Genomic DNA, 23,346 nt, shown 5'->3' with positions numbered 1-23,346 from the left:
AACCCCATGAGCGACACTTCCTCCCCCTTCGGCTTCGAGCTCGTGCGGCGTGGTTACGACCGCGGTCAGGTGGACGACCGCATTACCAAGCTCGTCGCCGACCGTGACAGTGCTCTCTCCCGCATCACGTCCCTGGAGAAGCGCATCGAGGAACTCCACCTCGAAACGCAGAACGCACAGGCGCAGGTCACCGACGCGGAGCCGTCGTACGCCGGCCTCGGTGCCCGTGTCGAGAAGATCCTCCGGCTCGCCGAGGAGGAGGCGAAGGACCTGCGCGAGGAGGCCCGTCGCGCCGCCGAGCAGCACCGCGAGCTCGCCGAGTCGGCCGCCCAGCAGGTGCGCAACGACGCGGAGTCCTTCGCGGCCGAGCGGAAGTCGAAGGCCGAGGACGAGGGCGTCCGCATCGTCGAGAAGGCGCAGGGCGAGGCCAACTCGCTGCGTGCCGAGGCGCAGAAGGACGCGCAGTCGAAGCGCGAGGAGGCGGACGCCCTCTTCGAGGAGACCCGCGCCAAGGCCGCCCAGGCCGCCGCGGACTTCGAGACCAACCTGGCGAAGCGCCGCGAGCAGTCGGAGCGGGACCTGGCCTCGCGTCAGGCCAAGGCCGAGAAGCGCCTCGCGGAGATCGAGCACCGCGCCGAGCAGCTCCGCCTGGAGGCCGAGAAGCTGCGTACGGACGCGGAGCGCCGGGCCCGTCAGACGGTGGAGACCGCGCAGCGCCAGGCCGAGGACATCGTGGCCGACGCGAACGCGAAGGCCGACCGGATCCGCAGCGAGTCGGAGCGCGAGCTCGCGGCGCTGACGAACCGCCGCGACTCGATCAACGCCCAGCTGACCAACGTCCGAGAGATGCTGGCGACCCTGACGGGTGCCGCGGTCGCGGCGGCCGGCTCCCCGATCGACGACGAGCGCGCCGCGGGCGTCCCGGCCCAGCAGTCCCGCTGAGGCCCGGAAGCACCGGCAACACCCCGCTTCACAGCCCCCCGTCACTCCGGTGGCGGGGGGTTTTGCGCGCCCTTAGGTTGGTACGCATGATCGAGCTTGAGGGCCTGACCAAGCGCTACGGGACGAAGACAGCGGTCGACCATCTCTCCTTCCAGGTCCGGCCGGGCGTCGTCACCGGCTTCCTCGGGCCGAACGGGGCGGGCAAGTCGACGACGATGCGGATGATGCTCGACCTGGACAACCCGACCAGCGGTACGGTCCGGATCGACGGCAAGCACTACCGGGACCTCGCGGAACCGCTGAAGTACATCGGCGCGCTGCTGGACGCCAAGGCGATGAACGGCGGCCGCTCCGCGTACAACAACCTGCTGTGTCTCGCGCAGTCCAACCGGATCCCGCGGAGCCGGGTGGGCGAGGTGCTCGATCTGGTGGGTCTGACGCCGGTCGCGACGAAGAAGTCGAAGGGCTTCTCCCTCGGCATGGGCCAGCGGCTCGGTATCGCCTCGGCACTGCTCGGCGATCCCGAGATCCTGATGTTCGACGAACCCGTCAATGGTCTGGACCCCGAGGGAATTCACTGGATCCGCAATCTGATGAAGTCGTTGGCCGGCGAGGGCCGGACGATCTTCGTCTCCAGCCATCTGATGAGTGAAATGGCGCTGACGGCCGATCATCTGATCGTGATCGGGCAGGGAAAGCTGCTGGCAGACACGTCGATGGCGGATTTCATCCAGCAGAATTCCAGGAGTTATGTGCGGATGCGTTCTCCGCAGCAGGAACGCCTGCGGGACGCGCTCCACGCGAACGGATTCATCGCGGTCGAGGCGGGAAACGGAACCCTTGAGGTGGACGGGGCGACGACCGAGAAGCTGGGCGAGCTGGCGGCGGAGAACGGGCTCGTGCTGCACGAGCTGAGCTCGCAGCGCGCCTCCCTCGAGGAAGCGTTCATGCAGATGACGGCAGGTGCGGTGGAGTACCACGCGCACGGCACCGACGTACACGGCGCCGCACCGGCGCCCGGCCCCCGGTGGGGCTCGACCTCCGAGGGAGCCTGAACGATGGCAGCGGCATCCGCGGTCCTGCAGTCCGAGTGGACCAAGATCCGGACGGTGTCGTCGACCGTCTGGACCCTGGCGAGCGCCCTCCTCGTCACGGTGGTGATGAGCGCGGCGCTGTGCGCCCTGTTCAAGTCGACCTTCGACGATCTCAACGAGGTGGAGCAGGCCACCTTCGACCCGACGTTCGCCAGCTTCTCCGGGATGATCCTCGGCCAGCTGGCGATGGTGGTCTTCGGCGTCCTGGTGGTCGGCACCGAGTACTCCTCGGGCATGATCCGCACCTCGCTCGCGGCGGTCCCGCAGCGTGCCACCTTCCTCTTCTCGAAGATCGCGGTGGCCGGCGGGCTCGCCCTGGTCGTGGGCCTGGCGACCAGCTTCCTCTCCTTCTTCCTCGGGCAGGCACTGCTCGGCGAGCACCGCACCACCCTCGGCGCGGACAACGTGCTGCGCGCGGTGGTCGGCGGCGGCCTCTACATGGGGCTGATCGCGATCTTCTCGATGGGCGTGGCGGCGATGCTGCGCTCCTCGATGCTGTCGCTGGGCATCCTGGTGCCGTTCTTCTTCCTGATCTCGCAGATCCTCTCGGCGGTCCCGAAGGCCAAGGAGGTCGCCCGCTACTTCCCCGACCAGGCCGGCTCCAAGATCATGCAGGTGGTGCCGGACGCGATGGGCACGGAGAAGGCGCCGTACGGCCCCTGGGGCGGTCTGGGGATCATGCTGATCTGGGTGGCTGCGGCGGTCCTCGGCGGCTACCTGGTGATGAAGAAGCGCGACGCCTGACCCATGGGCCGACCGGCAGCCGTCCCCTAGGGGACGGGCCTGCGGCGACCAGGGAATCTCCCGGAGATTTCCCTTCCGCTTCTCTTCCGCTTCGCTGGAACCGTCAACGGCTGGATAAGCTCCTCATTCATACGGGGGGCTCCGGCCGACGGCCGCCACGCCCCGACACGGATGCGACGACCTGTCGATGGGGCTGGAGAATGATCGAGGCAGTCGGCCTGACGAAGCGCTACGGCGCCAAGACGGCCGTGTACAACCTTTCCTTCCAGGTGCGGCCCGGTGTGGTCACCGGCTTCCTGGGACCGAACGGGTCCGGGAAGTCGACGACCATGCGCATGATCCTCGGGCTCGACCGGCCCAGCGCCGGTCACGTGACGATCGGCGGCCACCCCTTCCGGCAGCTCCCGAACGCGCCCCGGCAGGTCGGCGCGCTCCTCGACGCCAAGGCCGTGCACGGCGGCCGGAGCGCGCGCAGCCACCTGCTGTCGCTCGCCCAGCTCGCCGGCATCCCGGCCCAGCGGGTCGACGAGGTCCTCGGCGTCGTCGGCCTCCAGGACGTGGCCAAGCGGCGCTCCAAGGGCTTCTCGCTCGGCATGGGCCAGCGGCTCGGCATCGCGGCGGCGCTCCTGGGCGACCCGCAGGTCCTGCTCTTCGACGAGCCGGTCAACGGTCTGGACCCCGAGGGCATCCTCTGGGTCCGCAACCTGATGAAGAAGCTGGCCTCCGAGGGCCGGACCGTCTTCGTCTCCAGCCACCTCATGAGCGAGATGGCGCTGACGGCGGACCACCTGATCGTGATCGGCCGCGGGCAGCTGCTCGCGGACATGAGCGTCACGGACTTCATCTCGGCGAACTCCGCGGACTTCGCCCGCGTGCGGACGCCGCAGACCGAGCCCGCGCAGCGGGAGAAGCTGACGGCGGCGCTCATGGAGGCCGGCGGCCAGGTGCTGTCCGAGCCGGACGGCGCGCTGCGCGTGACGGGCCTGGCCCTGCCGCGGATCAGCGACCTGGCGCACGACGCGGACGTACGGCTCTGGGAGCTCTCCCCGCACCAGGCCTCCCTGGAGGAGGCGTACATGCGGATGACGCAGAACGCGGTGGACTACCGCTCCACCGAGGACCAGCTCGCGCACCTCCAGGCGCCGCAGCAGCCCGGCCAGCCGGGGTACGGGATGCCGCCGCAGCAGCAGCCGATGGCCCCCGAGGCGCCGCAGCAGGGCTGGTACGCCCCGCCGCCGCCCGGACAGAACCCGTACGCCGGGGCCCCGCAGGCGCCCACGGCGCCGAGCCCGTACGCGGCGCCGCAGCCCGCCGCTCCGAGCGACACCCCCAAGGACGCCCGATGACCGCCCCCACCCACCACTACGCTCCCGCGCCGCACTCCTACGTCTCCCCCATCCCGGTCCGCAGGGCGCACCTCGGTGACGCGCTCGCCTCCGAGTGGACGAAGATCCGCTCGGTCCGGTCGACGATGTGGACGCTCGGCGTCATGATCCTGCTGATGCTGGGCATCGGCCTGGGCGTCGCGGCGATCGCCTCGGCCTCCAACGCGCCGATGGGCGAGGAGTCCGCACTCGGCTTCGGCTTCTTCGGGATGCTTCCCGCGTCGATCTGCGTGATCACGCTCGGGGTCCTGACGATCGCCTCCGAGTACGGCACGGGCATGATCCGTACGACCCTGACCGCCTGCCCGAGCCGCTCGCGGGTGCTGACGGCGAAGGCGATCGTCTTCTTCCTGCTGGTCTTCACGGTCACCACCGTCTTCGCGACGCTGGTGGCGGTGGCGCAGGTCGCCATGGTCGACGCGCGGGAGCCCACGGGCGCCGAATGGCTGCGGGCGACGGTCGGAGCGGGCGCCTACCTGGCCCTGCTCGGTCTGCTGTCGCTGGCGCTCGGCACGCTCATCCGGCACTCGGCCGGCGCGATCACCGTCATGATCGGTCTGCTGCTGCTCCCGCTGGTGGCGGCGCTGTTCATGTTCTCGGAGGCGCTCCGGTCGGTGCAGGAGGCGCTCTTCACGTACGCGATCCCCTCGCAGATGATCGCGCTGTACAGCGAGCGTCCGCCGTTCGGCGACAGCGGCCCCGCGGGCTGGGAGCCGCTGCTGATCGTGGCGGGCGTCACGGCCGCGGCGCTGGCCGGCGCCTACGCCCTGCTGAACAGCAAGGACGTGTAAGGCACAGGTTTTCCGGTACGTCAGTACCTCGGCGCGTTACGGGACCGCTGCACCCTGCTGGTGCGGCGGTCCTTCGCGCTCCAGCAGGCCTTGTGCCAGTGGCGCCGGTCGTCCACGCCCCCGTACTCGGGCCAGGCGACGACGTGCGGGGCGCCGGCCGGGATCTCCTGGTCGCAGCCGGGGCAGCGGTAGCGCTTGCCGGGCGAGCTCGCGCCGGCGACGAGGCGGACGTACCACTCCTCGCCCTGCCAGGTCTCGCTGCGTTGCGCACCGCCGTACCGGTCACCGGGCTCGCCCGGCTGCTGTTCGGGCTTCTCGCCGCCTCGGGAACGGTTGTGGCGCGGGGACACGGGCACACCTCACGGGGTCTGGGAACACGGACCGTTCTCTCCAGCCTACGGGCCGCGATGCGGTGCCCCGGGCCCCGTCCGCGACGGCTTAGCCGAAAATCGCAAGAACTTCATGAACGGCCGTTGCCTTTGGCACGTGTCAGACGTTGTTGCCGGTGCGAGGGGAGTTTCGCGTCGGCCGCAAGGAGGCAGAAGGCGATGCGCGTGGGTACGTTCGTTCTGGCCGCCCAGTTCCCGGGCCAGGGACAGGGCGAGGCGCTGCACCGGGCGGTGCGGACCGCCGAGGTCGCCGAGGAGGCGGGGCTCGACTCCGTCTGGCTCGCCGAGCACCATTTCGTGCCGTACGGGGTCTGCCCGTCGGCCGTGACGCTCGCCGCGCTGCTCCTCGGGCGCACGCGGCGGCTGAGGGTGGGCACGGCGGTGAGTGTGCTGCCGACCGTCCACCCGGTCGCCCTGGGCGAGCAGGCGGCGCTGCTGCACCTCACCTCGGGCGGCAGGTTCACCCTCGGGGTGGGCCGGGGCGGGCCCTGGGTCGACCTGGAGGTGTTCGGCGCGGGTCTGCCGGCGTACGAGCAGGGCTTCCCGGAATCGCTCGATCTGCTGCTGCGGTGGCTGGGCGAGGCCCGGGTCGGCGCCGAGGGGGAACGATTCGCTTTCCGCGAGGTCGCGGTGGTGCCCCGCGCCGACGAGCTGATCGGCGGCGAGGCGGGGCCCGAGGTGGTGGTGGCCTGCACCTCGCCGAAGAGCGTGCGGCTCGCCGCGGAGCGCGGGCTTCCGATGCTGCTCGGGATGCACTGCGGCGACGAGGACAAGGCCGAGATGGTGGCGGCCTGGGCGCGCTGCGCGCGGGAGGCCGGGCGGGACCCGGACGAGATCGCGCGGATCGGCGCCGGGCACGTCTCGGCGGGGGTGGCGCAGCTCGCGGACCGGGGCGCGGACGCGGCCGAGGCGCTGGTGAAGGCGATGCCGGGCTGGCTGAAGCAGGGGCTCGACGCGCATGTGACGGTCGACGGCCGGCACCGGGCCATGCGGGACCCCGTGGCGTACACGGAGCTGCTGTGCCGACTGCACCCGGTGGGTACGCCCCGGCAGGCGGCGGACCGGCTCGCGGCGACGGCGGAGCGTACGGGCATCACCCGGTTCGCCCTGCTCGCGGAGGGCTCGGGTGACCTCGCGGCGACCGAGGAGAACGTCCGGCGGCTCGGCGCCGAGGTCCTTCCGCTGCTGGGCTGAGGCCCCGGGGAGAGCGTGTGCTGCCGCTCCGGCATCTCTTCGTGGTCGACGCGTGTCGGCACGCGTCGACCACGTCTCCCGCGATGCGGAGCGGCAGCACCATGTCTCAGCAGTCGCGCAGTTCCGGCGACTGATTGAGCAGCTGCCCCCGGATGGACGTGAAGCGGGCGAGCCGCTCGTCCACCGACGGGTCCAGCGGGAACACCGCCACGCGGTGGCAGTTCTGGAAGGCGAGACGCACCCCGAAGTGCCGCTGCAGGGCGCCACGAATGGCATCGCTCGCGAGCGCGCGCAGCAGCTGACCACGTGCCTGCTCATTCGGCGGCGGCGTCTGGTTGTCGGCGAACTCTCCGCCGTCGACCTTCAGCTGAGCCACCAGAGAACTGATCATCTCCCATGCGAAGGGCAGGGAGGTCCGGACGCAGTCGACGAAGTCGGCTTCGTCGACCTCGCCTCGCTCGGCCTGTTCCAACAGTGCCGGTGAGACGTCGAGCGACATGGGTTCTCCTCTCGCGACCCCGCGGACGGGGTCTTGCGGGCAGGGGCGAAGGCCGGGCCGCCCGCCACGCAGCGTGCCCGGGCGACGACCTCCAGCTTCCACGGTAAGCGCGCAGACCTGGTCGCACCAGAAGATTGGGAACACAACAGGCTGATAACCGACGGGTGTTCGGCTCAGGATGATGCCCGAATCGCGCGGAAGAGCGCCCGTCTTGTAGCGTTGCGGACCATGCGTCTCGTCATTGCCCGTTGCTCCGTGGACTACGCGGGTCGGCTCACGGCCCACCTGCCCTCCGCGCCCCGTCTGATCCTGATCAAGGCCGACGGGAGCGTCTCGATCCACGCGGACGACCGGGCGTACAAACCGCTCAATTGGATGTCCCCGCCGTGCACCCTGAAGGAGGGTGCGGACGGTGAGGCGGGCATCTGGACCGTGATCAACAAAGCGGGCGAGAAACTGATCATCACGATGGAGGAAATCCTCCACGATTCCTCGCACGAGCTCGGTGTGGACCCCGGTCTCATCAAGGACGGCGTGGAGGCCCACCTCCAGGAGCTCCTCGCCGACCGCATCGAGACCCTCGGCGAGGGGTACACCCTGATCCGCCGCGAGTACCCGACGGCGATCGGCCCGGTCGACATCCTTTGCCGCGACGCGGACGGCGGGACGGTCGCGGTGGAGATCAAGCGGCGCGGCGAGATCGACGGCGTCGAGCAGCTGACCCGCTACCTGGAGCTGCTCAACCGCGATCCGCACCTGGCCCCCGTGAAGGGCGTCTTCGCGGCGCAGGAGATCAAGCCGCAGGCGAAGGTCCTCGCGACGGACCGCGGCATCGGCTGCGTGGTCCTCGACTACGACGCGCTGCGCGGCATCGAGGACGACAAGCTCCGGCTGTTCTAGAGCCGGCATACGAAGCGGTACGAGTGCGGGGACGGCCCCGGGTGCGGTGAGCGCGCCCGGGGCCGTCCCCGTCTTCGTATCCGTATCCGCGGCCCCGGCGGGGTCAGGCGATCGGCGTCTCCGAGGCGGAGGCGCTGTCCGAGGCGGAGGGGGCGCCGCCGAGGGACGCCGAGGCGGAGTTGCTCGGGCTGTTCACCTCGGTCGTGGCGGACGAGGCCGACGGATCCGGCGTGGTGGTCGGCGACTGACTCGGGGTCGAGCTCGACGAGGAGCTCGACGGCGACGGGGACTCCTCCGATGGCGTGGTCGAAGGGCTCGGCGGGCGCGTGCTGATCGACGGGCTCGTGTGCGGCTTCGTCGTCGTCGGGGCGGTGGTGCCCGTCGCGCTGTCCGAGGGCGAAGGCGCCGAGGACGACGAGGACGGGGACGAGGAAGAGGACGGGTCCGTCGCGCTCGGGGAGCCGGTGGCGCCCGGGCTCGTCGGCGAGGTCGACGGCGAGGTGCCGTCGGAGCCGGAGGGGCTCGGGGAGCCGGAGTGCGTGGGATCGCCGGTCTCGCCGTCGGCCGGCGGCTCGTCGCCCTCCCCCGCCTCGCCGTCGGCCGGCGGCTCTTCGCCGTCGAGGCCGTCGTCGGTGCCGTCGTCCGTCGCGGTGCTGTCGGAGGTGACGCGGTTCGTGGCGGGGTCCTCGCCGTTGCCGGAGGTCGCGCCGAGGGTGACGACGGTGCCGAGGACGGCCACGAGGAGCGCGCCCGCGCCGACGGCGGCCAGGTTGCGGCGGGCGCCGGTGAGGATGCCGCCCTTGAGGCCCGGGCGGCGGCCGTCCTGGGCGGTGTCGGGGCGCGTGATGAGCGTCGGGCCCTCGTCGGCGAAGTCGGGGAAGGCAGGGAAGGCGGGGACGCGTGCGGGCGCCGGGTTGGCCGCCTGGCCCCGCACGGGGCCGCCGGGCAGCGGGGCCGTCGGCGGCTCCGGGACCGTGGGCGCGGGGCGGGCGGGGGTGCGGCGCAGGGCCGGGGTTCCGCGCGGCGGGGAGACGGGCTCCTCGGCGCGTGCCGCGGCCGGGGTGCCGTGCTCGCCGGAGAGGTCGGCGACGAGCGCGAGCGCCCGGCGGCCGGCGACGGTGCCGCGCTTGTCGGCGAGCACCCCGCGCATGCCGATGGAGGCCTCCAGCTCGGCGCGGGCCCGCTCCAGGTTTCCGGCGCAGATCGCGAGGACGCCGAGCTCGTGGTGGAAGTACGCCTCCTCGGCGACGTCCCCGGTGAGCCGGGCGGCCTCCTGTCCGGCGCGCAGGGCCCGCTCCCAGGCGCCCCAGTGGAGTCCGGCGGCGAAGGCGGGGGCCGCGGCGCGGGCGAGGAGGACGGCGGTGGTGCGGCGTTCGCCGTCGGTGCCGGCTTCGGTGCCGGAGACGAGCGCGGTCAGGGCGGCGAGGAGGGCGTCGGACTCGGCGGCGGCGCGGTCGGGCGTGACGGAAGGGTGGCCGGCCCACCAGGCGTAGTGCTGGGCGGTGGTGTGGACGCGGTCGGCGGCGCCGTTCTCGTACCCGTGGGCGAGGAGCTGGGTGAGGACCCCGGCGGCGAGCCGGTAGCGGGGGCCGACCGGGGAGAGCAGTCCGCAGGCGACGAGCTCGCCGAGGGCGGCGTCGGCGTGGGTGTCGCCGACCAGGGCCGGCAGGTGGGCCTGGTGCGGGAGCTCGCCGCCGAGGGCCACGGCGAAGCGCAGGGTGGTCTGGGCGGAGCGGCTGAGGCGGGAGGCGAGGAGGGCGGCCGGGGCGGCGCCCTCGCCGAGGCTGGGCAGGGGTATCTCGCGGAGTTCGACGTCGGGGTCGTCGACGCCGTCGAAGGCGGCGGCAGCGGCTGCGGCGGCCGCGGCGGGGTCGGTCGGTCCGAAGGCCTCTTCGAGGGCGCCGAAGGCGTCGAACTCGGCCGGGGTGACGCGCAGCCGGTCGCGCTGGCGCAGCAGCGCCCCGGCCTGGACGAAGCGCAGCGGCAGGCCCTCGGACTCGAACCACAGGTCGCCGGCCCAGTTGGCCTCCTCGTCGGTGAGGGTGCGGCCGGCGGCGCTCTCCAGGAGCTTGAGGGAGGCGCCGCGGCCGAGGCCCGCGAGGGCGACCTCCTCGACGTGGGCGCCGGCCGAGGGGGCGGGCGCGTCGGGGGCGGCGGCGAGGAGGAAGGCGCACTCGGGGGCGGCGGCGAGGAGTTCGTCGAGGGCGGCGCCGCCGAACTCCAGGTCGTCGACGACGACGACGGCGCCGATGTCGCGGAGCCGGTCGAGGAGCGTGGCGCGGTCGGGCCGGTGGTTGGGGGCGTACCGGACGGCGGTGAAGAGCTCGTGGAGGAGCTCGGTGGGGGTGCGGTGGTGGCCCGAGAGGCGGACGACGCCGTCGGGGGCGAGCTCCGCGCAGTCGGCGGCGACCGCGTCGAGGAGGGCGGTGCGGCCGGAACCTGCGGGGCCGGTGAGGCGGGCGGTGCGGCCGCGGGTGAGGATCTCGGCGAGCCGCTCGCGCTGCTCCTGGCGTTCGAGGAGGGGCAGTGCGGGGGCTGCGGGCCCGGGCGGTACGGGCGGGGCGGCGGCGCGGGCGGCCTCGGCGCGCTCCTCGGGGGTGCGGCGGCGGGGGGCCTCGGGATCCTGCCCCGGCGGGCAGGGTTCTATCTCGCTGCCGTCGACGGGGTTGACGGTGAGGAGCAGCTCGCCGGAGACGAGGCGGACGACGCGGGCGCGTGCGGGGGCCGCGGGCGAGCGCTCGGGCAGGGCGGCGCCGAGCGCGGGGCGGGCGTCCTCGCCCTCGGTGTCGTGACCGTACTGCTCCGACCCAGGGTTGATCGGGTCCATGGTCCAAGCCCCCAAGAAGCGGTGTCAGGTGCCCGCCGGGTGGGTCCGTCAATGTGCAGGCGACCGAACCCTAGACCGTGGTCAGGCGCTCGGGAACAGCCGGGGTGCTCCGGAGACCAAGACGTCACGGTCTTGTGAGGATTGAGCGTGACGCGTGGTTCACACAGCTGCTTCACAGGGCCGTGTCCCCCCTGTCACCTGCGCCCGACGGGTCACACCCGGGGCAGCGACTCCGCGGCGAGGCCGCCCTCGATGGCGAGGATGCGGTGGAGCCGGGTGGCCACGAGCAACCGCTGCATCTGGGGTGGTACCCCGCGCAGGACGAGGCGCCGGCCGCAGCGGCCGGCCCTCCGGTGAGCGCCCATGATCACGCCGAGCCCGGTCGCGTCCCAGGAGTCGAGGCCGGTCAGGTCGAGCACCAGGTCGCCGACTCCGTCGTCGACGGCCGAGTGCAGGACCGTACGGGCGTCCGCCGCGCTGCGGACGTCGAGGCGGCCCCCGACGACCAGCTCGACGTGGTCGCCCCTGATGTGCATATGCGCTCCCCGAGAGTGCTCCGTCTTCGCAACGACTGACTGCCGCACCGGCAGATACGTTGCGCCTTGTCAGCGAACCGATACCGAAATTCACCCCACGGGGTGAGGGCGGGGTGGCGGGCCGGAATCAGTGCTTGTAGAAGCCCTGCCCGCTCTTGCGCCCGATGTCACCCGCGTCCACCATCCGGCGCATCAGCTCCGGCGGCGCGAACTTCTCGTCCTGGGACTCGGTGTAGATGTTGTTGGCGGCGTTCACCAGGATGTCGATGCCGGTGAGGTCGGCGGTGGCGAGCGGGCCCATGGCGTGGCCGAAGCCGAGCTTGCAGGCGATGTCGATGTCCTCGGCGGTGGCGACGCCCGACTCGTAGAGCTTGGCGGCCTCGACGACGAGGGCCGAGATGAGGCGGGTGGTGACGAAGCCGGCGACGTCGCGGTTGACGACGATGCAGGTCTTGCCGACGGACTCGGCGAACTCGCGGGCGGCGGCCAGGGTGGCGTCGCTCGTCTTGTAGCCGCGGACCAGCTCGACGAGCTGCATCATCGGGACCGGCGAGAAGAAGTGGACGCCGACGACGGCCTCGGGGCGCTCGGTGACCGCGGCGATCTTGGTGATCGGGATCGCGGAGGTGTTGGAGGCGAGGACGGCGCCGTCCTTGGCGATCTTGTCGAGCGAGCGGAAGATCTCGTGCTTGACGTCGAGGTTCTCGAAGACGGCCTCGACGACGATGTCGGCGTCGGCGACGGCTTCGAGCTCGGTGGTGGCGGTGATCCGGCCGAGGGCGGCCTCCGCGTCGGCGGCGCTCAGCTTGCCCTTCGCGACGAACCGGTCGTACGACGCCTTGATGCCGTCGGTACCGCGGGTCAGGGCGGCGTCGGTGACGTCACGCAGGACGACGTCCCAGCCCGCCTGTGCCGAGACCTGCGCGATGCCGGATCCCATGAGTCCGGCCCCGATGACGGCGAGCTTCCTGGCCACGATGTTCCACCCCTCAACGCCTGTTCACTTCTGGCTCTCCGGCGGAGATTAGCGGTCGCGGGGCGCCATGTGACCGCTAAGTAATGCGCGTCACGCCCTCTTTGACGGACGTCACACTCACGACACCTCCCGCGCTCGCTCAGCCCTCGCGCACGGCGTACGTCAGGACCCTCTCGCTCAGCAGCTCCTCGATCTCGTCGAGGAGGACGAGGGTCTCGCGGGAGACGGTCGTCGCCTTGCGTCCCGCGGTCATCTCCCGGGTGATGTAGCCGACGGCGGTGCTCTCGATCCAGGCGAGCTGGCCGCCGACGAGCAGCGGCAGCGGGTCGTCGGCGGCGGCCCCGGTCTCCTCGCACAGGGTGGTGACGACGGCGTCGTGGACCTGCTGCTGGAGGTGGAAGAGCCGGGCCTTGAGGGTGGGGGCGTGCTCGATGACGTTCATGAAGGCGTCGAAGCCGTCCATGAGTCCGTACGCGGGCGAGACGGCGCCGATGTCCTGGCGCAGTTCGCGCAGGACGGCGGCGGCCGCGGACTCCCCCCGGTCGCGGCCGCGGATCATCCGGGCGAGGCGCTGGGTGACGCCGTCCATCCGGTCGAGGAAGAGGTCCTCTTTGGCCGGGAAGTAGTTGTAGACGGTGTTGACGGAGACGTCCGCCGCCTCGGCGACGTCGGCGACGGTCACGGCCACGAAGCCGCGCTCCAGGAAGAGCCCGGTAGCGATGTCCGAGATCCGCTGCTTCGTCTCGCGCTTCTTGCGTTCCCTGAGTCCCTCGGCCATGCCCACATCCTAGACTCCCTGAAATTTTGAGCCCCATGAAAACTTGGTGGCATTGCAAAATTTCAGTGACTCTGTTTTTGTAGTCGCCATGCCCATCATCAGCACGGCCGGGCTCGCCCGGACCTTCCCCGGCAGGAACGGCCCCGTGGAGGCCGTCCGCGGAATCGACCTGACCGTCCGGCCAGGCGAGATCCTCGGACTCCTCGGCCCCAACGGCGCCGGCAAGACGACCACCCTCCGCATGCTCACGACCCTGCTCCCGCCCACCGCCGGCGCCGCCACCGTCGCCGGCCACGACCTCCTCAAGGACCCCGCGGCCGTCCGCCGCCGCATCGGGTACGTCGCCCAGTCCGGCGGCCTGGACCCCCAGGAGACGGTCCGCTCCGAGCTCGTCCTCCAGGGCAGGCTCTACGGCCTCGACCGCACCCGCGCGACCGCCCGCGCCGAGGAACTCGCGGCGGACCTGCACCTCACGGAACTGCTCGACCGGCCGACCCCGGCGCTCTCCGGCGGCCAGCGCCGCCGCCTCGACCTCGCTATGGGGCTCACCCACCGGCCGGAGATCCTCTTCCTCGACGAGCCGACGACCGGCCTCGACCCCGGCAGCCGCGCCGACCTGTGGGCCCTGGTGCGGCGGCTGCGCGACGAGCACGGCACGACCGTCGTCCTCACCACGCACTACCTGGACGAGGCCGACGCGCTCGCCGACCGGCTCGTGATCGTGGACAAGGGCACGGTCGTCGCCGAGGGCAGCCCCGCCGCCCTCAAGGCCGAGCACGGCGCGGCCACCCTCCAGGACGCCTTCCTCGCCATCACCGGGCGCGCCCCGGCCCCCGTCGACACCACTCCCGTAGCCGTCTAGGACCCCTGATGCTTCTCCACGACACCGCGCTGCTCTTCGGGCGCTACGCCCGCCAGACCCTGCGCTCCCCGTTCCAGATCTTCTTCGGCGCCCTGATGCCGCTGCTCTACCTGTTCTTCTTCGGCCCCCTGCTGACCGATCTCCCGCTGGGCCGCGAGGGCGACTCCTGGCAGATCCTCGTCCCCGGTCTGCTGCTCCAACTCGGGCTGTTCGGGGCCTCGTTCGCCGGATTCTCGATCATCCTGGAGAAGAACTGGGGTGTGTTCGACCGGATGCGGGTGACGCCCGTGAGCCGGCTCGCGCTGCTGCTCGGCCGGGTCCTGCGGGACGCCGCGCTCTTCGTCTTCCAGGCGGTGCTGCTCGTCCTGGTGGCCGTTCCGATGGGCCTCAGGGCGCCGCTCGCCGGGATCCTGATCGGCTTCGGCTTCGTCGCCCTGCTCTCCGCCGCGCTCGCCTCGCTCTCGTACGCGCTGGCCCTGAAGCTGCCGAGCCCGCAGGAGTTCGGCCCCGCGATCAACACGCTCGCGATGCCGTCGATGCTGCTCTCCGGCCTCATGCTGCCGATGGCCCTCGCCCCCGGCTGGCTGGACACGGTCTCTCACCTCATGCCGTTCCGCTATCTGGTGGACGCGGTCCGGGAGGTGTACATCGGCCACTACACGACACCGGCCGTGCTGTACGGGGTCCTCGTCGCCCTCGCCCTGGCGGCGCTCGCCGTGACGGTCGGCACACGGACGTTCCGGAGCGCCGGTGCGTAACTAGGCTGGACCCATGGTCAATCTGACGCGCATCTACACCCGTACCGGAGACAAGGGCACCACCGCCCTCGGTGACATGAGCCGGACCGCCAAGACGGATCTGCGGATCTCGGCCTACGCCGACGCCAACGAGGCCAACGCCGTCATCGGCACGGCCGTCGCCCTCGGGCAGCTCGACGAGGAGGTCGTGAAGGTCCTCGTCCGGATCCAGAACGACCTGTTCGACGTGGGGGCGGACCTCTGCACGCCCGTGGTGGAGAACCCCGAGTACCCGCCGCTGCGCGTCGAGCAGAGCTACGTCGACAAGCTGGAGGCCGACTGCGACCGCTTCCTGGAGGAGCTGGAGAAGCTGCGCTCCTTCATCCTGCCCGGCGGCACGCCCGGTGCGGCTCTGCTGCACCAGGCGTGCACGGTGGTCCGGAGGGCGGAGCGCTCCACGTGGGCGGCCCTGGAGGTGCACGGCGATTCGATGAACGCGCTGACCGCCACGTACCTCAACCGGCTATCGGATCTGCTCTTCATCCTTGCGCGGACCGCGAACAAGGAGGTCGGGGACGTGCTCTGGGTCCCGGGCGGAGACCGCTGAGCCGTCTTCCGAGATCCCTTCCGGGGCCTTCTTCGGCCAGATCGCGTAGCTGAGCGCGATCAGGCCGTGGATGCCCACCGCCCGCCATGCGCCGAAGATCCAGCTCCGCAGCCCGTCGGTGTTCCCGTCGCCGCCGACGTACCAGATCGCCAGGAGCAGCAGCACGGAGGCGACGGACGCGGCGACCACCGAGCCGAGCCAGATGCTGCCCTCGTGGCGGGCGCGCGCCATGCCGTACTGCGGCGGCTTCGGCGGCGGCGGACCGCCGCCGAGGCGGTGGGCGGCGTGGCCGTCGAGCCACTTCACGGTCCGGTGGCCGTGGCCGACGGTGTAGCCGATGTACACGGCGGCGAGCCCGTGCCGCCAGCTCGGTTCGGCCCCGTTCTTGAGATCCATCACGGAGACGACGAGGAGCAGGACCTCGAGGAGCGGCTCGCACAGCAGCAGCGCCATGCCCGCCCGGGGCATCTTCAGGAGGTAGCGGGTGGCGAGGCCGGCGGCCAGCAGGACCCAGAAGCCCACCTCGCAGATCACGATCAGCGTGACGATCACGGTCTTCCCCTTTCGGTTCCCCCTCAGCGTCCCGTGGGATCCGGCGCGGATCGTCGTCGCCGGTGACGAAGTCCGTCTACATCCTTCGACGGAGGGACGGATCGGCCCGGACGGGGAGGTCCGCGCACGTGGGGGCGTGTTGGATGGGTACGTGACGCTCCCCCGCCCGATGACGACGCTCCCCCGCCCGCACCGCATCGACCTGTTCATCGCCGCCACCGGACTGTTCGGCGGTCTGATCCTGTGGTCGTTCGGGCTGTACGTGACCGGGGACCACGTCTTCGGGCAGCGCTGGGCGACGCTGATCCCGCTGACGGTGATGGCCGGAACGGAGGCCGTACGCCGTACCGCTCCCCAGGCCGCCCTGATCGTCGGCACCCTGGCGATCGTCGGCGACCAGTTCACCAACGGCAACCTCGCCACGGTCCTGATGTTCACGGACGTGGTCTACGCGGCCGTGGTGTACGGCACGCCCGCCCAGGCCCGGCGCATCCCGTACACCACGGGGCTGATCACCGTCGCGACCACGGTGGGGTTCCTCGTCTGGTGGCAGAACGCCGTCGCGCTCCTCGTGGGCGTGCTCACGGGCATGATCTCCTTCCTGCCCGCGGTGACGGGCGCGATCGTCCGCAACCACCGGGAGGCGGCGGACGCCGCCCGGCTGCGGGCCGAACAGACCGCGCTCCTCGCCGAGATGGACCGAACGCAGGCCGTGGTGGCCGAGCGGTCCCGGATGGCGCGCGAGCTGCACGACATGGTCGCGAACCACCTCTCGGCGATCGCGATCCACTCCACGGCCGCGCTCTCGCTCGACGAGCCGGCCACCACGCAGCAGGCGCTGACCGTGATCCGGGAGAACAGCGTGGCGGGTCTCGCCGAGATGCGGCGGCTGATCGGACTGCTCCGGGACAGCAGCGGGGACGCGGAGCCGGCCGCCGCTCCCACGCTCGCCGGCCTGGACGCGCTGGTGAGCCAGTCCGCGGTCAACGCGGAGCCGAGCGGCCTCGTCCTCGTCCTGGACGACACGAGGGAGAATCCGGCGGGCCTCCCGGCGCCGGTGGAGCTGGCGGCGTACCGGATCGTGCAGGAGTCCCTGACGAACGCGCTCAAGCACGCGGCGCCGGGTGAGGTGCGGGTGACCCTGGGCCAGGACCCGGGCGCACTGTGGGTACGGGTGACGAGTCCGTACGGGGAGCGCCCCGGTCCGACCGCGCCCGGTTCCGGGGCCGGTCTGGTGGGCATGCGGGAGCGGGTGGCCCTGCTCGACGGCGTCTTCGAGGCCGGTCCGGTCACGGACGGCGAGGGACGGAAGAGATGGCGGGTCCGGGCGGAACTGCCCGTGGGCGCGAACGACGAGGAGCGGACATGACGGTGCGGGCGGGCGGGGAGCGGACATGACGGTGCGGGTGCTGGTCGCCGAGGACCAGAGCGCGGTACGGGCGGGACTCGTCCTGATCCTGGGCAGCGCCCCGGACATCGAGGTGGTCGGGGAGGCGGCGGACGGGGAGCGGGCGGTGGAGCTGGCCCGCGAACTGCGCCCCGACCTGGTCCTGATGGACGTGCAGATGCCGCGGATGGACGGGGTGACGGCGACCGGGATCGTCGTGTCGGAGGGGCTCGCGGACGTCCTCGTCCTGACCACCTTCGACCTGGACGCGTATGTGTTCGGGGCGCTGCGGGCGGGCGCCTCGGGCTTCCTGCTGAAGAACGCGGAGGCGCGGGAGCTGATCGAGGCGGTGCGGACGGTGGCGCGCGGCGAGGGCCTCATCGCTCCGGCGGTGACCCGGCGGCTGATCGCCGAGTTCGCCGCGACGGGCCGCCCGGCGCGTATGACGTCCGGGACGGACCCGGCGGTGCTCGACGCCCTGACGCCCCGGGAGCGGGAGGTGCTGTCGGCGCTGGGCGGCGGTCTGTCGAACGCGGAGATCGCGGTACGCCTCGACATGGCGGAGGCGACGGTGAAGACGCACGTCAGCAAGGTGCTGGGGAAGCTGGAGCTGCGCAGCAGGGTCCAAGCGGCCGTGCTAGCACAGGAGTTGGGGGTCTGACCGAAGAACGGCAACGTTGGTCTGGACCTCTTGACGATTGGTCCAGACCTTCCTACGCTCGCGGGGCGCGCGCATCTTCACGGACCACCCCCACCTTGTCCGTCCGCAACTTGAGGAGCACCGTTGAGCACTCAAGCACCGACGCGCAGAACAGGGTTCAGACACCGGGCCGCCGCCGGTCTGACCGCCCTGATCCTGCCGCTGGCCGCCATGGTCGGCCTCGCGACCCCCGCCGAAGCGGCCACCTCGGCCACGGCGACCTACACCAAGTCGTCCGACTGGGGTACCGGCTTCGGCGCCAACTGGACCATCAAGAACACCGGCACCACCACCATCAGCTCCTGGACCGTCGAGTGGGACTACCCCGCCGGCACCGCGGTCACCTCCGCCTGGGACGCCACCGTCACCAGCTCCGGCACCCACTGGACCGCCAAGAACGTCGGCTGGAACGGGACCCTCGCGCCCGGCGCCTCCGTCTCCTTCGGCTACAACGGCTCCGGCCCCGGTGCGCCCACCGGTTGTAAGATCAACGGCGCCGCCTGCGACGGCACCTCCCAGCCGGGCGACAACCCGCCCTCGGCCCCCGGCACCCCGGTCGCCTCCAACATCACCGACACCTCGGCGAAGCTGACCTGGACCGCCGCGACCGACGACAAGGGCATCAAGAACTACGACGTCCTGCGCGACGGCACGAAGGTCGCCACGGTCACCGGCCTCACCCACACCGACCAGGGCCTGACCGCCGGCACCGACTACAGCTACACCGTCGTCGCCCGCGACACCATCGACCAGACCGGCCCCGCCGCCGGCCCGGTCGCCGTCCACACCACCGGCGGCGGCGGGGGCAACCCCCTCCCCAACGCCGTGAAGATGGGCTACTTCACCAACTGGGGCGTCTACGGCCGCAACTACCACGTGAAGAACATCGTGACCTCGGGCTCCGCGTCCAAGATCACCCACATCAACTACGCCTTCGGCAACGTCACGGGCGGCAAGTGCACCATCGGTGACGCCTACGCCGACTACGACAAGGCCTACACCGCCGACCAGTCCGTCGACGGCGTCGCCGACACCTGGGACCAGCCGCTGCGCGGCAACTTCAACCAGCTGCGCAAGCTGAAGAAGGCGTACCCGAACATCAAGATCCTGTGGTCCTTCGGCGGCTGGACCTGGTCCGGCGGCTTCGGCCAGGCCGTGCAGAACCCGACCGCCTTCGCCCAGTCGTGCTACGACCTGGTCGAGGACCCGCGCTGGGCCGACGTCTTCGACGGCATCGACCTGGACTGGGAGTACCCGAACGCCTGCGGTCTGTCCTGCGACACCAGCGGCGCGGCCTCCTTCAAGAACATGATGCAGGCCATGCGCGCCAAGTTCGGCGCGAACAACCTCGTCACCGCGGCCGTCACGGCCGACGCCTCCGCCGGCGGCAAGATCGACGCCGCCGACTACGCGGGCGCAGCGCAGTACATGAACTGGTTCAACGTCATGACGTACGACTTCTTCGGCGCCTGGGCGGCGCAGGGCCCGACGGCCCCGCACTCCCCGCTCACCTCCTACGCCGGCATCCCGCAGGCGGGCTTCAACTCCGCCGAGGCGATTGCCAAGTTCAAGGCGAAGGGCGTCCCGGCCAACAAGCTGCTGCTCGGCATCGGCTTCTACGGCCGCGGCTGGACCGGCGTCACCCAGTCCGCCCCCGGCGGCACGGCGACGGGCCCGGCGGCGGGCACGTACGAGCAGGGCATCGAGGACTACAAGGTCCTCAAGAACTCCTGCCCGGCCAACGGCACCGTCGCGGGAACGGCGTACGCCCACTGCGGCACCAACTGGTGGAGCTACGACACCCCGGCCACCGTGAACTCGAAGATGAGCTGGGCCAAGAACCAGGGCCTCGGCGGAGCGTTCTTCTGGGAGTTCAGCGGTGACACCGGCAACGGCGAGCTCGTCGGCGCCATCAACACCGGTCTGAGCTAGCACTCGGCGGTACGACGAAGCGGGGGCCGGCGCAGCACGCCGACCCCCGCTTCTTCACGTACTAAGCGACATTCACCCTCTGGCCGGGAGGCGCCGCCTCCAGCCAGGCCATGAAGCCGGTCCGCGCGTCCTCGCTCATCGCGAGCTCCAGCCGGACCCCGTCGTACGTACAGGCCTGGATCACCGCGTCGGAGAGCAGCGCGAGCTCTTCCTCGCCCTCCGGCATCCGGCGCTCCAGGGCCACGATGGCCGAGCGCTCCAGGACGCGGCGCGGGCGGGGCGCGTAGGAGAAGACACGGAACCAGGCGATCTCGTCACCGCTGTAGCGGGCGACGCCGTACACCCAGCCCTTGCCGGTCGGGTCCGGCTCGTCGCGAATGTCCCAGCGCAGGGAACAGTCGAAGGTGCCGCCGGCACGCTGGATCAGCCTCCGGCGCAAGCCGAAGACGAAGAGCCCGATCACCACCAGTGCGACGACCAGGCCGCACACGAGCAGAGCGAGGAACATCTTCACCGACCTCCTCGCTGCGTCCCGTGACCGGCACGGCCGGCCGAACCGAAAAACACCTGCATCTGCATCGCCTCAGCCGCGGCACGGTCTGGATAATTCCAGCCGTGCCGCGGCTGAGGGCACTTCTACTCGGCGCGGTCCGTCAGCGGACCGCTACCGCGCGCAGCCGGACATCGGCGCGCCGCTCGGCGGCGGCGTCGGAGTCCGACTTCGCACGCTCCAGCGCGCGCTCGGCGCGCTGGGCGTCGATCTCGTCCGCCAGCTCGCAGATCTCCGCAAGCAGAGACAGCTTGTCATCGGCGAACGAGATGAATCCGCCGTGGACGGCGGCGACGACGGTCGCGCCCTCACTGGTACGGATGGTCACCGGGCCCGACTCCAGCACACCGAGCAGCGGCTGGTGGCCGGGCATGACGCCGATGTCGCCGGAGGTGGTACGCGCGATGACCAGGGTGGCCTCGCCGGACCAGACACTCCGGTCCGCGGCGACCAGCTCGACGTGCAGCTCAGCAGCCAAGGGTGGCTCCTCGGGTCACCACCCGGCGGTCGTGCCGGGTGTTGGGGTCAATTCTAATGGGCGTGGTGAGGGGGGCGGGACGGATCCCGCCCCCCTCGGGAGCACGGGGCTCAGGAGACGCCAAGCTCCTTGGCGTTCTTCTTGAGGTCCTCGATGCCACCACACATGAAGAAGGCCTGCTCGGGGAAGTGGTCGTACTCACCGTCGCAGATCGCGTTGAACGCGGCGATCGACTCGTCGAGCGGAACGTCCGAACCGTCCACACCGGTGAACTGCTTCGCCGCGTGGGTGTTCTGGGACAGGAAGCGCTCGACACGGCGGGCGCGGTGGACAACGAGCTTGTCCTCCTCGCTCAGCTCGTCGATACCGAGAATCGCGATGATGTCCTGGAGGTCCTTGTACTTCTGCAGGATTCCCTTGACGCGCGTGGCGGCGTCGTAGTGGTCCTGCGCGATGTAGCGCGGGTCCAGGATCCGGGACGTGGAGTCCAGCGGGTCCACAGCCGGGTAGATGCCCTTCTCGGAGATCGGACGGGAAAGAACCGTCGTCGCGTCGAGGTGGGCGAAGGTGGTGGCCGGAGCCGGGTCGGTCAGGTCGTCCGCGGGGACGTAGATCGCCTGCATCGAGGTGATCGAGTGACCACGGGTCGAGGTGATGCGCTCCTGGAGGAGACCCATCTCGTCGGCCAGGTTCGGCTGGTAACCCACCGCGGAGGGCATACGGCCGAGCAGGGTCGACACCTCGGAACCGGCCTGGGTGAAGCGGAAGATGTTGTCGATGAAGAAGAGAACATCCTGCTTCTGCACATCGCGGAAGTACTCCGCCATGGTCAGACCGGCAAGGGCGACGCGGAGACGCGTGCCCGGCGGCTCGTCCATCTGGCCGAAGACAAGCGCGGTCTTGTCCAGAACGCCCGCTTCTTCCATCTCGACCATGAGGTCGTTGCCCTCACGGGTGCGCTCGCCGACGCCCGCGAAGACCGAAACACCGTCGTGCAGCTTGGCCACACGGACGATCATTTCCTGGATCAGAACGGTCTTGCCGACACCGGCACCACCGAACAGACCGATCTTTCCACCCTTGACGTACGGGGTGAGAAGGTCGACGACCTTCAGGCCGGTCTCGAACATCTCGGTCTTGGACTCGAGCTGGTCGAAGGCCGGGGCCTTGCGGTGGATCGTCCAGCGCGGCGCGTCGGCCACGGTGGAGGCGTCGGCGTTCAGCACCTCACCGAGCGTGTTGAAAACACGGCCCTTGGTGACGTCGCCGACGGGGACGGTGATGCCCGCGCCGGTGTCGGTCACCGGAGCCTGGCGGACCAGGCCGTCGGTGGGCTGCATCGAGATGGTGCGGACAACGCCGTCACCGAGGTGCTGGGCGACCTCGAGGGTGAGCGTCTTGGTCGCACCCTCCACGGCCGGGTCCGGAACCTGGACGTTCAGCGCGTTGTAGATCTCCGGCATCGCGTCGACGGGGAACTCCACGTCGACGACCGGGCCGATGACCCGGGCGACGCGGCCCGTGGCGGCGGCCGTCTCAACAGTGGTCGTCATTACTTGTCACTCCCCGCGGTCGCGTCGGCCAGGGCTGCGGTGCCACCGACGATCTCGCTGATTTCCTGGGTGATTTCGGCCTGGCGGGCCGCGTTGGCAAGTCGGGAGAGGTTGTTGATCAAGTCTCCCGCGTTGTCGGTCGCCGACTTCATCGCGCGGCGCGTGGCGGCGTGCTTGGAAGCAGCCGACTGGAGCAGCGCGTTGTAGATACGGCTCTCGACGTACCGGGGCAGCAGGGCGTCGAGGACGTCCTCCGCCGACGGCTCGAAGTCGTACAGCGGACGGAGCGTGTCCGAGCCGCCGGCCTCCTTCGCCACCTCGTCGAGGCTGAGGGGCAGCAGCCGGGCCTCGACCGCCGTCTGCGTCATCATCGAGACGAACTCGGTGTAGACGATGTGGAGCTCGTCCACACCACCCTCCGCCGTGTCCTTCTCGATCGCCTCGATCAGCGGAGCCGCGATCGTCTTGGCGTCGCCGTACGACGGCTGGTCCGTGAACCCGGTCCACGTACCGGCCAGCTTCCGCTCGCGGAAGTTGTAGTGCGCGATGCCACGACGGCCGACGACGTAGACGGTGACCTCGCGGCCCTCGCCTTCCAGCTTCGCCGTCAGCTTTTCCGCCGCCTTGATGGCGTTGGAGTTGAAGGCGCCGGCCAGACCGCGGTCGCTCGAGAGGAGCAGGACCGCGGCACGGACGGGGTTCTCCACCTCGGTGGTCAGCGGGTGCCGGTCATTGGCACCCGTGGCCACCGCCGTGACCGCGCGCGTCAGCTCGGTCGCGTACGGAGTCGACGCCTGCACCTTGCGCTGCGCCTTGACGACACGCGAGGCGGCGATCATCTCCATCGCCTTGGTGATCTTCTTCGTCGCGGTGACGGATTTGATGCGACGCTTGTAGACCCGGAGCTGCGCTCCCATGAGTCAGGTCCCTTCC

The 23,346-nt window shown here is 71.0% G+C and carries 24 protein-coding genes; 13 read left to right on the top strand and 11 right to left on the bottom strand.

From position 1 onward, the window contains the following. The first annotated feature begins 6 nt into the window (after positions 1–6). The 5 genes from ASC82_RS09480 to ASC82_RS09460 all read left to right on the top strand — a co-directional run bounded on the left by ASC82_RS09480 (position 7) and on the right by ASC82_RS09460 (position 4,956). Positions 7–942 carry a hypothetical protein gene (locus tag ASC82_RS09480; protein ID WP_056644144.1) on the top strand — a complete coding sequence of 312 codons (936 nt, stop codon included), beginning with the start codon at positions 7–9 and terminating at the stop codon, positions 940–942. Positions 943–1,028: 86 nt separating this feature from the next. Then, entirely contained in the window at positions 1,029–1,997 is a 969-nt protein-coding gene (locus tag ASC82_RS09475; RefSeq protein ID WP_056644142.1) for an ATP-binding cassette domain-containing protein, read from the top strand. 3 nt (positions 1,998–2,000) lie between these two features. Beyond that, positions 2,001–2,780: an ABC transporter permease gene (locus ASC82_RS09470; protein WP_056644141.1), complete on the top strand. Its 780-nt coding sequence runs from the start codon at positions 2,001–2,003 to the stop codon at positions 2,778–2,780. A 200-nt stretch (positions 2,781–2,980) separates the two neighbouring features. Beyond that, positions 2,981–4,126, top strand: coding sequence for an ABC transporter ATP-binding protein (locus ASC82_RS09465; protein ID WP_056644139.1), 1,146 nt, complete (start codon positions 2,981–2,983; stop codon positions 4,124–4,126). After that, on the top strand, positions 4,123–4,956 hold the full coding sequence (locus ASC82_RS09460; RefSeq protein WP_056644137.1) for an ABC transporter permease: 834 nt from the start codon (positions 4,123–4,125) through the stop codon (positions 4,954–4,956). The genes ASC82_RS09465 and ASC82_RS09460 overlap by 4 nt, the downstream gene beginning before the upstream one ends. Positions 4,957–4,976: 20 nt before the next feature. Here the strand turns inward: ASC82_RS09460 and ASC82_RS09455 are convergent, their stop codons facing one another. Further along, positions 4,977–5,306, bottom strand: coding sequence for a hypothetical protein (locus ASC82_RS09455; RefSeq protein ID WP_056644135.1), 330 nt, complete (start codon positions 5,304–5,306; stop codon positions 4,977–4,979). A gap of 198 nt (positions 5,307–5,504) precedes the next feature. On the opposite strand from ASC82_RS09455, the gene ASC82_RS09450 reads away from it, so the two are divergent. Then, positions 5,505–6,539, top strand: a complete 1,035-nt coding sequence (locus tag ASC82_RS09450; RefSeq protein WP_056644132.1) for an LLM class flavin-dependent oxidoreductase — start codon at positions 5,505–5,507, stop codon at positions 6,537–6,539. 106 nt (positions 6,540–6,645) lie between these two features. On the opposite strand, the gene ASC82_RS09445 is transcribed toward ASC82_RS09450, so the two are convergent. After that, complete coding sequence (locus ASC82_RS09445; RefSeq protein WP_024759239.1) at positions 6,646–7,038, bottom strand: SCO5389 family protein; 393 nt, start codon at positions 7,036–7,038, stop codon at positions 6,646–6,648. 228 nt (positions 7,039–7,266) lie between these two features. On the opposite strand from ASC82_RS09445, the gene nucS reads away from it, so the two are divergent. Then, positions 7,267–7,938 carry an endonuclease NucS gene (gene nucS, locus ASC82_RS09440; protein ID WP_055641303.1) on the top strand — a complete coding sequence of 224 codons (672 nt, stop codon included), beginning with the start codon at positions 7,267–7,269 and terminating at the stop codon, positions 7,936–7,938. A 103-nt stretch (positions 7,939–8,041) separates the two neighbouring features. Here nucS and ASC82_RS09435 read toward each other — a convergent pair whose 3' ends face one another. The 4 genes from ASC82_RS09435 to ASC82_RS09420 form a co-directional block, all read right to left on the bottom strand. Beyond that, positions 8,042–10,765, bottom strand: coding sequence for an ATP-binding protein (locus ASC82_RS09435; RefSeq protein ID WP_056644130.1), 2,724 nt, complete (start codon positions 10,763–10,765; stop codon positions 8,042–8,044). Between the two features lie 212 nt (positions 10,766–10,977). After that, positions 10,978–11,301 carry an STAS domain-containing protein gene (locus tag ASC82_RS09430; protein WP_024761898.1) on the bottom strand — a complete coding sequence of 108 codons (324 nt, stop codon included), beginning with the start codon at positions 11,299–11,301 and terminating at the stop codon, positions 10,978–10,980. 127 nt (positions 11,302–11,428) lie between these two features. Then, positions 11,429–12,277 (bottom strand): 3-hydroxyacyl-CoA dehydrogenase family protein, encoded by an 849-nt coding sequence (locus ASC82_RS09425; protein ID WP_024761899.1) that lies wholly within the window; start codon positions 12,275–12,277, stop codon positions 11,429–11,431. 139 nt (positions 12,278–12,416) lie between these two features. Further along, positions 12,417–13,055 carry a TetR/AcrR family transcriptional regulator gene (locus ASC82_RS09420; RefSeq protein ID WP_056644912.1) on the bottom strand — a complete coding sequence of 213 codons (639 nt, stop codon included), beginning with the start codon at positions 13,053–13,055 and terminating at the stop codon, positions 12,417–12,419. Between the two features lie 88 nt (positions 13,056–13,143). Between ASC82_RS09420 and ASC82_RS09415 the strand changes: the two genes are divergently transcribed. From ASC82_RS09415 to ASC82_RS09405, 3 genes are read left to right on the top strand one after another with little or no spacing between them, the layout of a single operon-like run. Next, complete coding sequence (locus ASC82_RS09415) at positions 13,144–13,917, top strand: ATP-binding cassette domain-containing protein (protein ID WP_056644128.1); 774 nt, start codon at positions 13,144–13,146, stop codon at positions 13,915–13,917. An 8-nt stretch (positions 13,918–13,925) separates the two neighbouring features. After that, positions 13,926–14,675 carry an ABC transporter permease gene (locus tag ASC82_RS09410; protein ID WP_056644126.1) on the top strand — a complete coding sequence of 250 codons (750 nt, stop codon included), beginning with the start codon at positions 13,926–13,928 and terminating at the stop codon, positions 14,673–14,675. Between the two features lie 13 nt (positions 14,676–14,688). Beyond that, a complete protein-coding gene (locus tag ASC82_RS09405; protein ID WP_056644123.1) occupies positions 14,689–15,261 on the top strand; it encodes a cob(I)yrinic acid a,c-diamide adenosyltransferase in 573 nt (190 codons plus the stop codon). On the opposite strand, the gene ASC82_RS09400 is transcribed toward ASC82_RS09405, so the two are convergent. Further along, positions 15,178–15,813 (bottom strand): hypothetical protein, encoded by a 636-nt coding sequence (locus ASC82_RS09400; RefSeq protein ID WP_056644121.1) that lies wholly within the window; start codon positions 15,811–15,813, stop codon positions 15,178–15,180. The two genes, ASC82_RS09405 and ASC82_RS09400, sit on opposite strands and share 84 nt — an antisense overlap. Positions 15,814–15,982: 169 nt before the next feature. Between ASC82_RS09400 and ASC82_RS09395 the strand changes: the two genes are divergently transcribed. The 3 genes from ASC82_RS09395 (at position 15,983) to ASC82_RS09385 (ending at position 19,832) form a co-directional block, all read left to right on the top strand. Beyond that, the gene (locus ASC82_RS09395; protein WP_056644909.1) at positions 15,983–17,182 is read left to right on the top strand and encodes a histidine kinase; all 1,200 of its coding nucleotides are present in this window, start codon (positions 15,983–15,985) and stop codon (positions 17,180–17,182) included. Positions 17,183–17,207: 25 nt separating this feature from the next. After that, complete coding sequence (locus ASC82_RS09390) at positions 17,208–17,861, top strand: response regulator transcription factor (RefSeq protein ID WP_056644119.1); 654 nt, start codon at positions 17,208–17,210, stop codon at positions 17,859–17,861. 210 nt (positions 17,862–18,071) lie between these two features. Then, positions 18,072–19,832: a glycoside hydrolase family 18 chitinase gene (locus tag ASC82_RS09385; protein ID WP_056644117.1), complete on the top strand. Its 1,761-nt coding sequence runs from the start codon at positions 18,072–18,074 to the stop codon at positions 19,830–19,832. Positions 19,833–19,893: 61 nt separating this feature from the next. On the opposite strand, the gene ASC82_RS09380 is transcribed toward ASC82_RS09385, so the two are convergent. The 4 genes from ASC82_RS09380 to ASC82_RS09365 all read right to left on the bottom strand — a co-directional run bounded on the left by ASC82_RS09380 (position 19,894) and on the right by ASC82_RS09365 (position 23,330). Beyond that, entirely contained in the window at positions 19,894–20,340 is a 447-nt protein-coding gene (locus ASC82_RS09380) for a DUF2550 domain-containing protein (RefSeq protein WP_056644906.1), read from the bottom strand. Positions 20,341–20,485: 145 nt separating this feature from the next. Next, positions 20,486–20,860, bottom strand: a complete 375-nt coding sequence (locus ASC82_RS09375; protein WP_024761909.1) for a F0F1 ATP synthase subunit epsilon — start codon at positions 20,858–20,860, stop codon at positions 20,486–20,488. A 110-nt stretch (positions 20,861–20,970) separates the two neighbouring features. After that, positions 20,971–22,413, bottom strand: coding sequence for a F0F1 ATP synthase subunit beta (gene atpD / locus ASC82_RS09370; protein WP_056644115.1), 1,443 nt, complete (start codon positions 22,411–22,413; stop codon positions 20,971–20,973). Then, positions 22,413–23,330, bottom strand: coding sequence for a F0F1 ATP synthase subunit gamma (locus ASC82_RS09365; protein WP_056644114.1), 918 nt, complete (start codon positions 23,328–23,330; stop codon positions 22,413–22,415). The genes atpD and ASC82_RS09365 overlap by 1 nt, the downstream gene beginning before the upstream one ends. Between the last annotated feature and the right edge of the window lie 16 nt (positions 23,331–23,346).

The organism is Streptomyces sp. Root431 (assembly GCF_001426585.1).
Classification (GTDB): domain Bacteria; phylum Actinomycetota; class Actinomycetes; order Streptomycetales; family Streptomycetaceae; genus Streptomyces; species Streptomyces stackebrandtii.
Note: the sequence above shows the minus strand (reverse complement) of the source record. Positions and strands in the feature narration are given on the sequence as shown.

Bases quoted from the DNA above. Each gene is read 5' to 3' on its own strand.
- ASC82_RS09480 (WP_056644144.1), top strand. From the start codon at position 7: ATGAGCGACACTTCCTCCCCCTTCGGCTTCGAGCTCGTGCGGCGTGGT.
- ASC82_RS09475 (WP_056644142.1), top strand. From the start codon at position 1,029: ATGATCGAGCTTGAGGGCCTGACCAAGCGCTACGGGACGAAGACAGCG.
- ASC82_RS09470 (WP_056644141.1), top strand. From the start codon at position 2,001: ATGGCAGCGGCATCCGCGGTCCTGCAGTCCGAGTGGACCAAGATCCGG.
- ASC82_RS09465 (WP_056644139.1), top strand. From the start codon at position 2,981: ATGATCGAGGCAGTCGGCCTGACGAAGCGCTACGGCGCCAAGACGGCC.
- ASC82_RS09460 (WP_056644137.1), top strand. From the start codon at position 4,123: ATGACCGCCCCCACCCACCACTACGCTCCCGCGCCGCACTCCTACGTC.
- ASC82_RS09450 (WP_056644132.1), top strand. From the start codon at position 5,505: ATGCGCGTGGGTACGTTCGTTCTGGCCGCCCAGTTCCCGGGCCAGGGA.
- ASC82_RS09445 (WP_024759239.1), bottom strand. From the start codon at position 7,038: ATGTCGCTCGACGTCTCACCGGCACTGTTGGAACAGGCCGAGCGAGGC.
- nucS (WP_055641303.1), top strand. From the start codon at position 7,267: ATGCGTCTCGTCATTGCCCGTTGCTCCGTGGACTACGCGGGTCGGCTC.
- ASC82_RS09435 (WP_056644130.1), bottom strand. From the start codon at position 10,765: ATGGACCCGATCAACCCTGGGTCGGAGCAGTACGGTCACGACACCGAG.
- ASC82_RS09430 (WP_024761898.1), bottom strand. From the start codon at position 11,301: ATGCACATCAGGGGCGACCACGTCGAGCTGGTCGTCGGGGGCCGCCTC.
- ASC82_RS09420 (WP_056644912.1), bottom strand. From the start codon at position 13,055: ATGGCCGAGGGACTCAGGGAACGCAAGAAGCGCGAGACGAAGCAGCGG.
- ASC82_RS09415 (WP_056644128.1), top strand. From the start codon at position 13,144: ATGCCCATCATCAGCACGGCCGGGCTCGCCCGGACCTTCCCCGGCAGG.
- ASC82_RS09410 (WP_056644126.1), top strand. From the start codon at position 13,926: ATGCTTCTCCACGACACCGCGCTGCTCTTCGGGCGCTACGCCCGCCAG.
- ASC82_RS09405 (WP_056644123.1), top strand. From the start codon at position 14,689: ATGGTCAATCTGACGCGCATCTACACCCGTACCGGAGACAAGGGCACC.
- ASC82_RS09395 (WP_056644909.1), top strand. From the start codon at position 15,983: ATGACGACGCTCCCCCGCCCGCACCGCATCGACCTGTTCATCGCCGCC.
- ASC82_RS09390 (WP_056644119.1), top strand. From the start codon at position 17,208: ATGACGGTGCGGGTGCTGGTCGCCGAGGACCAGAGCGCGGTACGGGCG.
- ASC82_RS09385 (WP_056644117.1), top strand. From the start codon at position 18,072: ATGGTCGGCCTCGCGACCCCCGCCGAAGCGGCCACCTCGGCCACGGCG.
- ASC82_RS09380 (WP_056644906.1), bottom strand. From the start codon at position 20,340: ATGTTCCTCGCTCTGCTCGTGTGCGGCCTGGTCGTCGCACTGGTGGTG.
- atpD (WP_056644115.1), bottom strand. From the start codon at position 22,413: ATGACGACCACTGTTGAGACGGCCGCCGCCACGGGCCGCGTCGCCCGG.
- ASC82_RS09365 (WP_056644114.1), bottom strand. From the start codon at position 23,330: ATGGGAGCGCAGCTCCGGGTCTACAAGCGTCGCATCAAATCCGTCACC.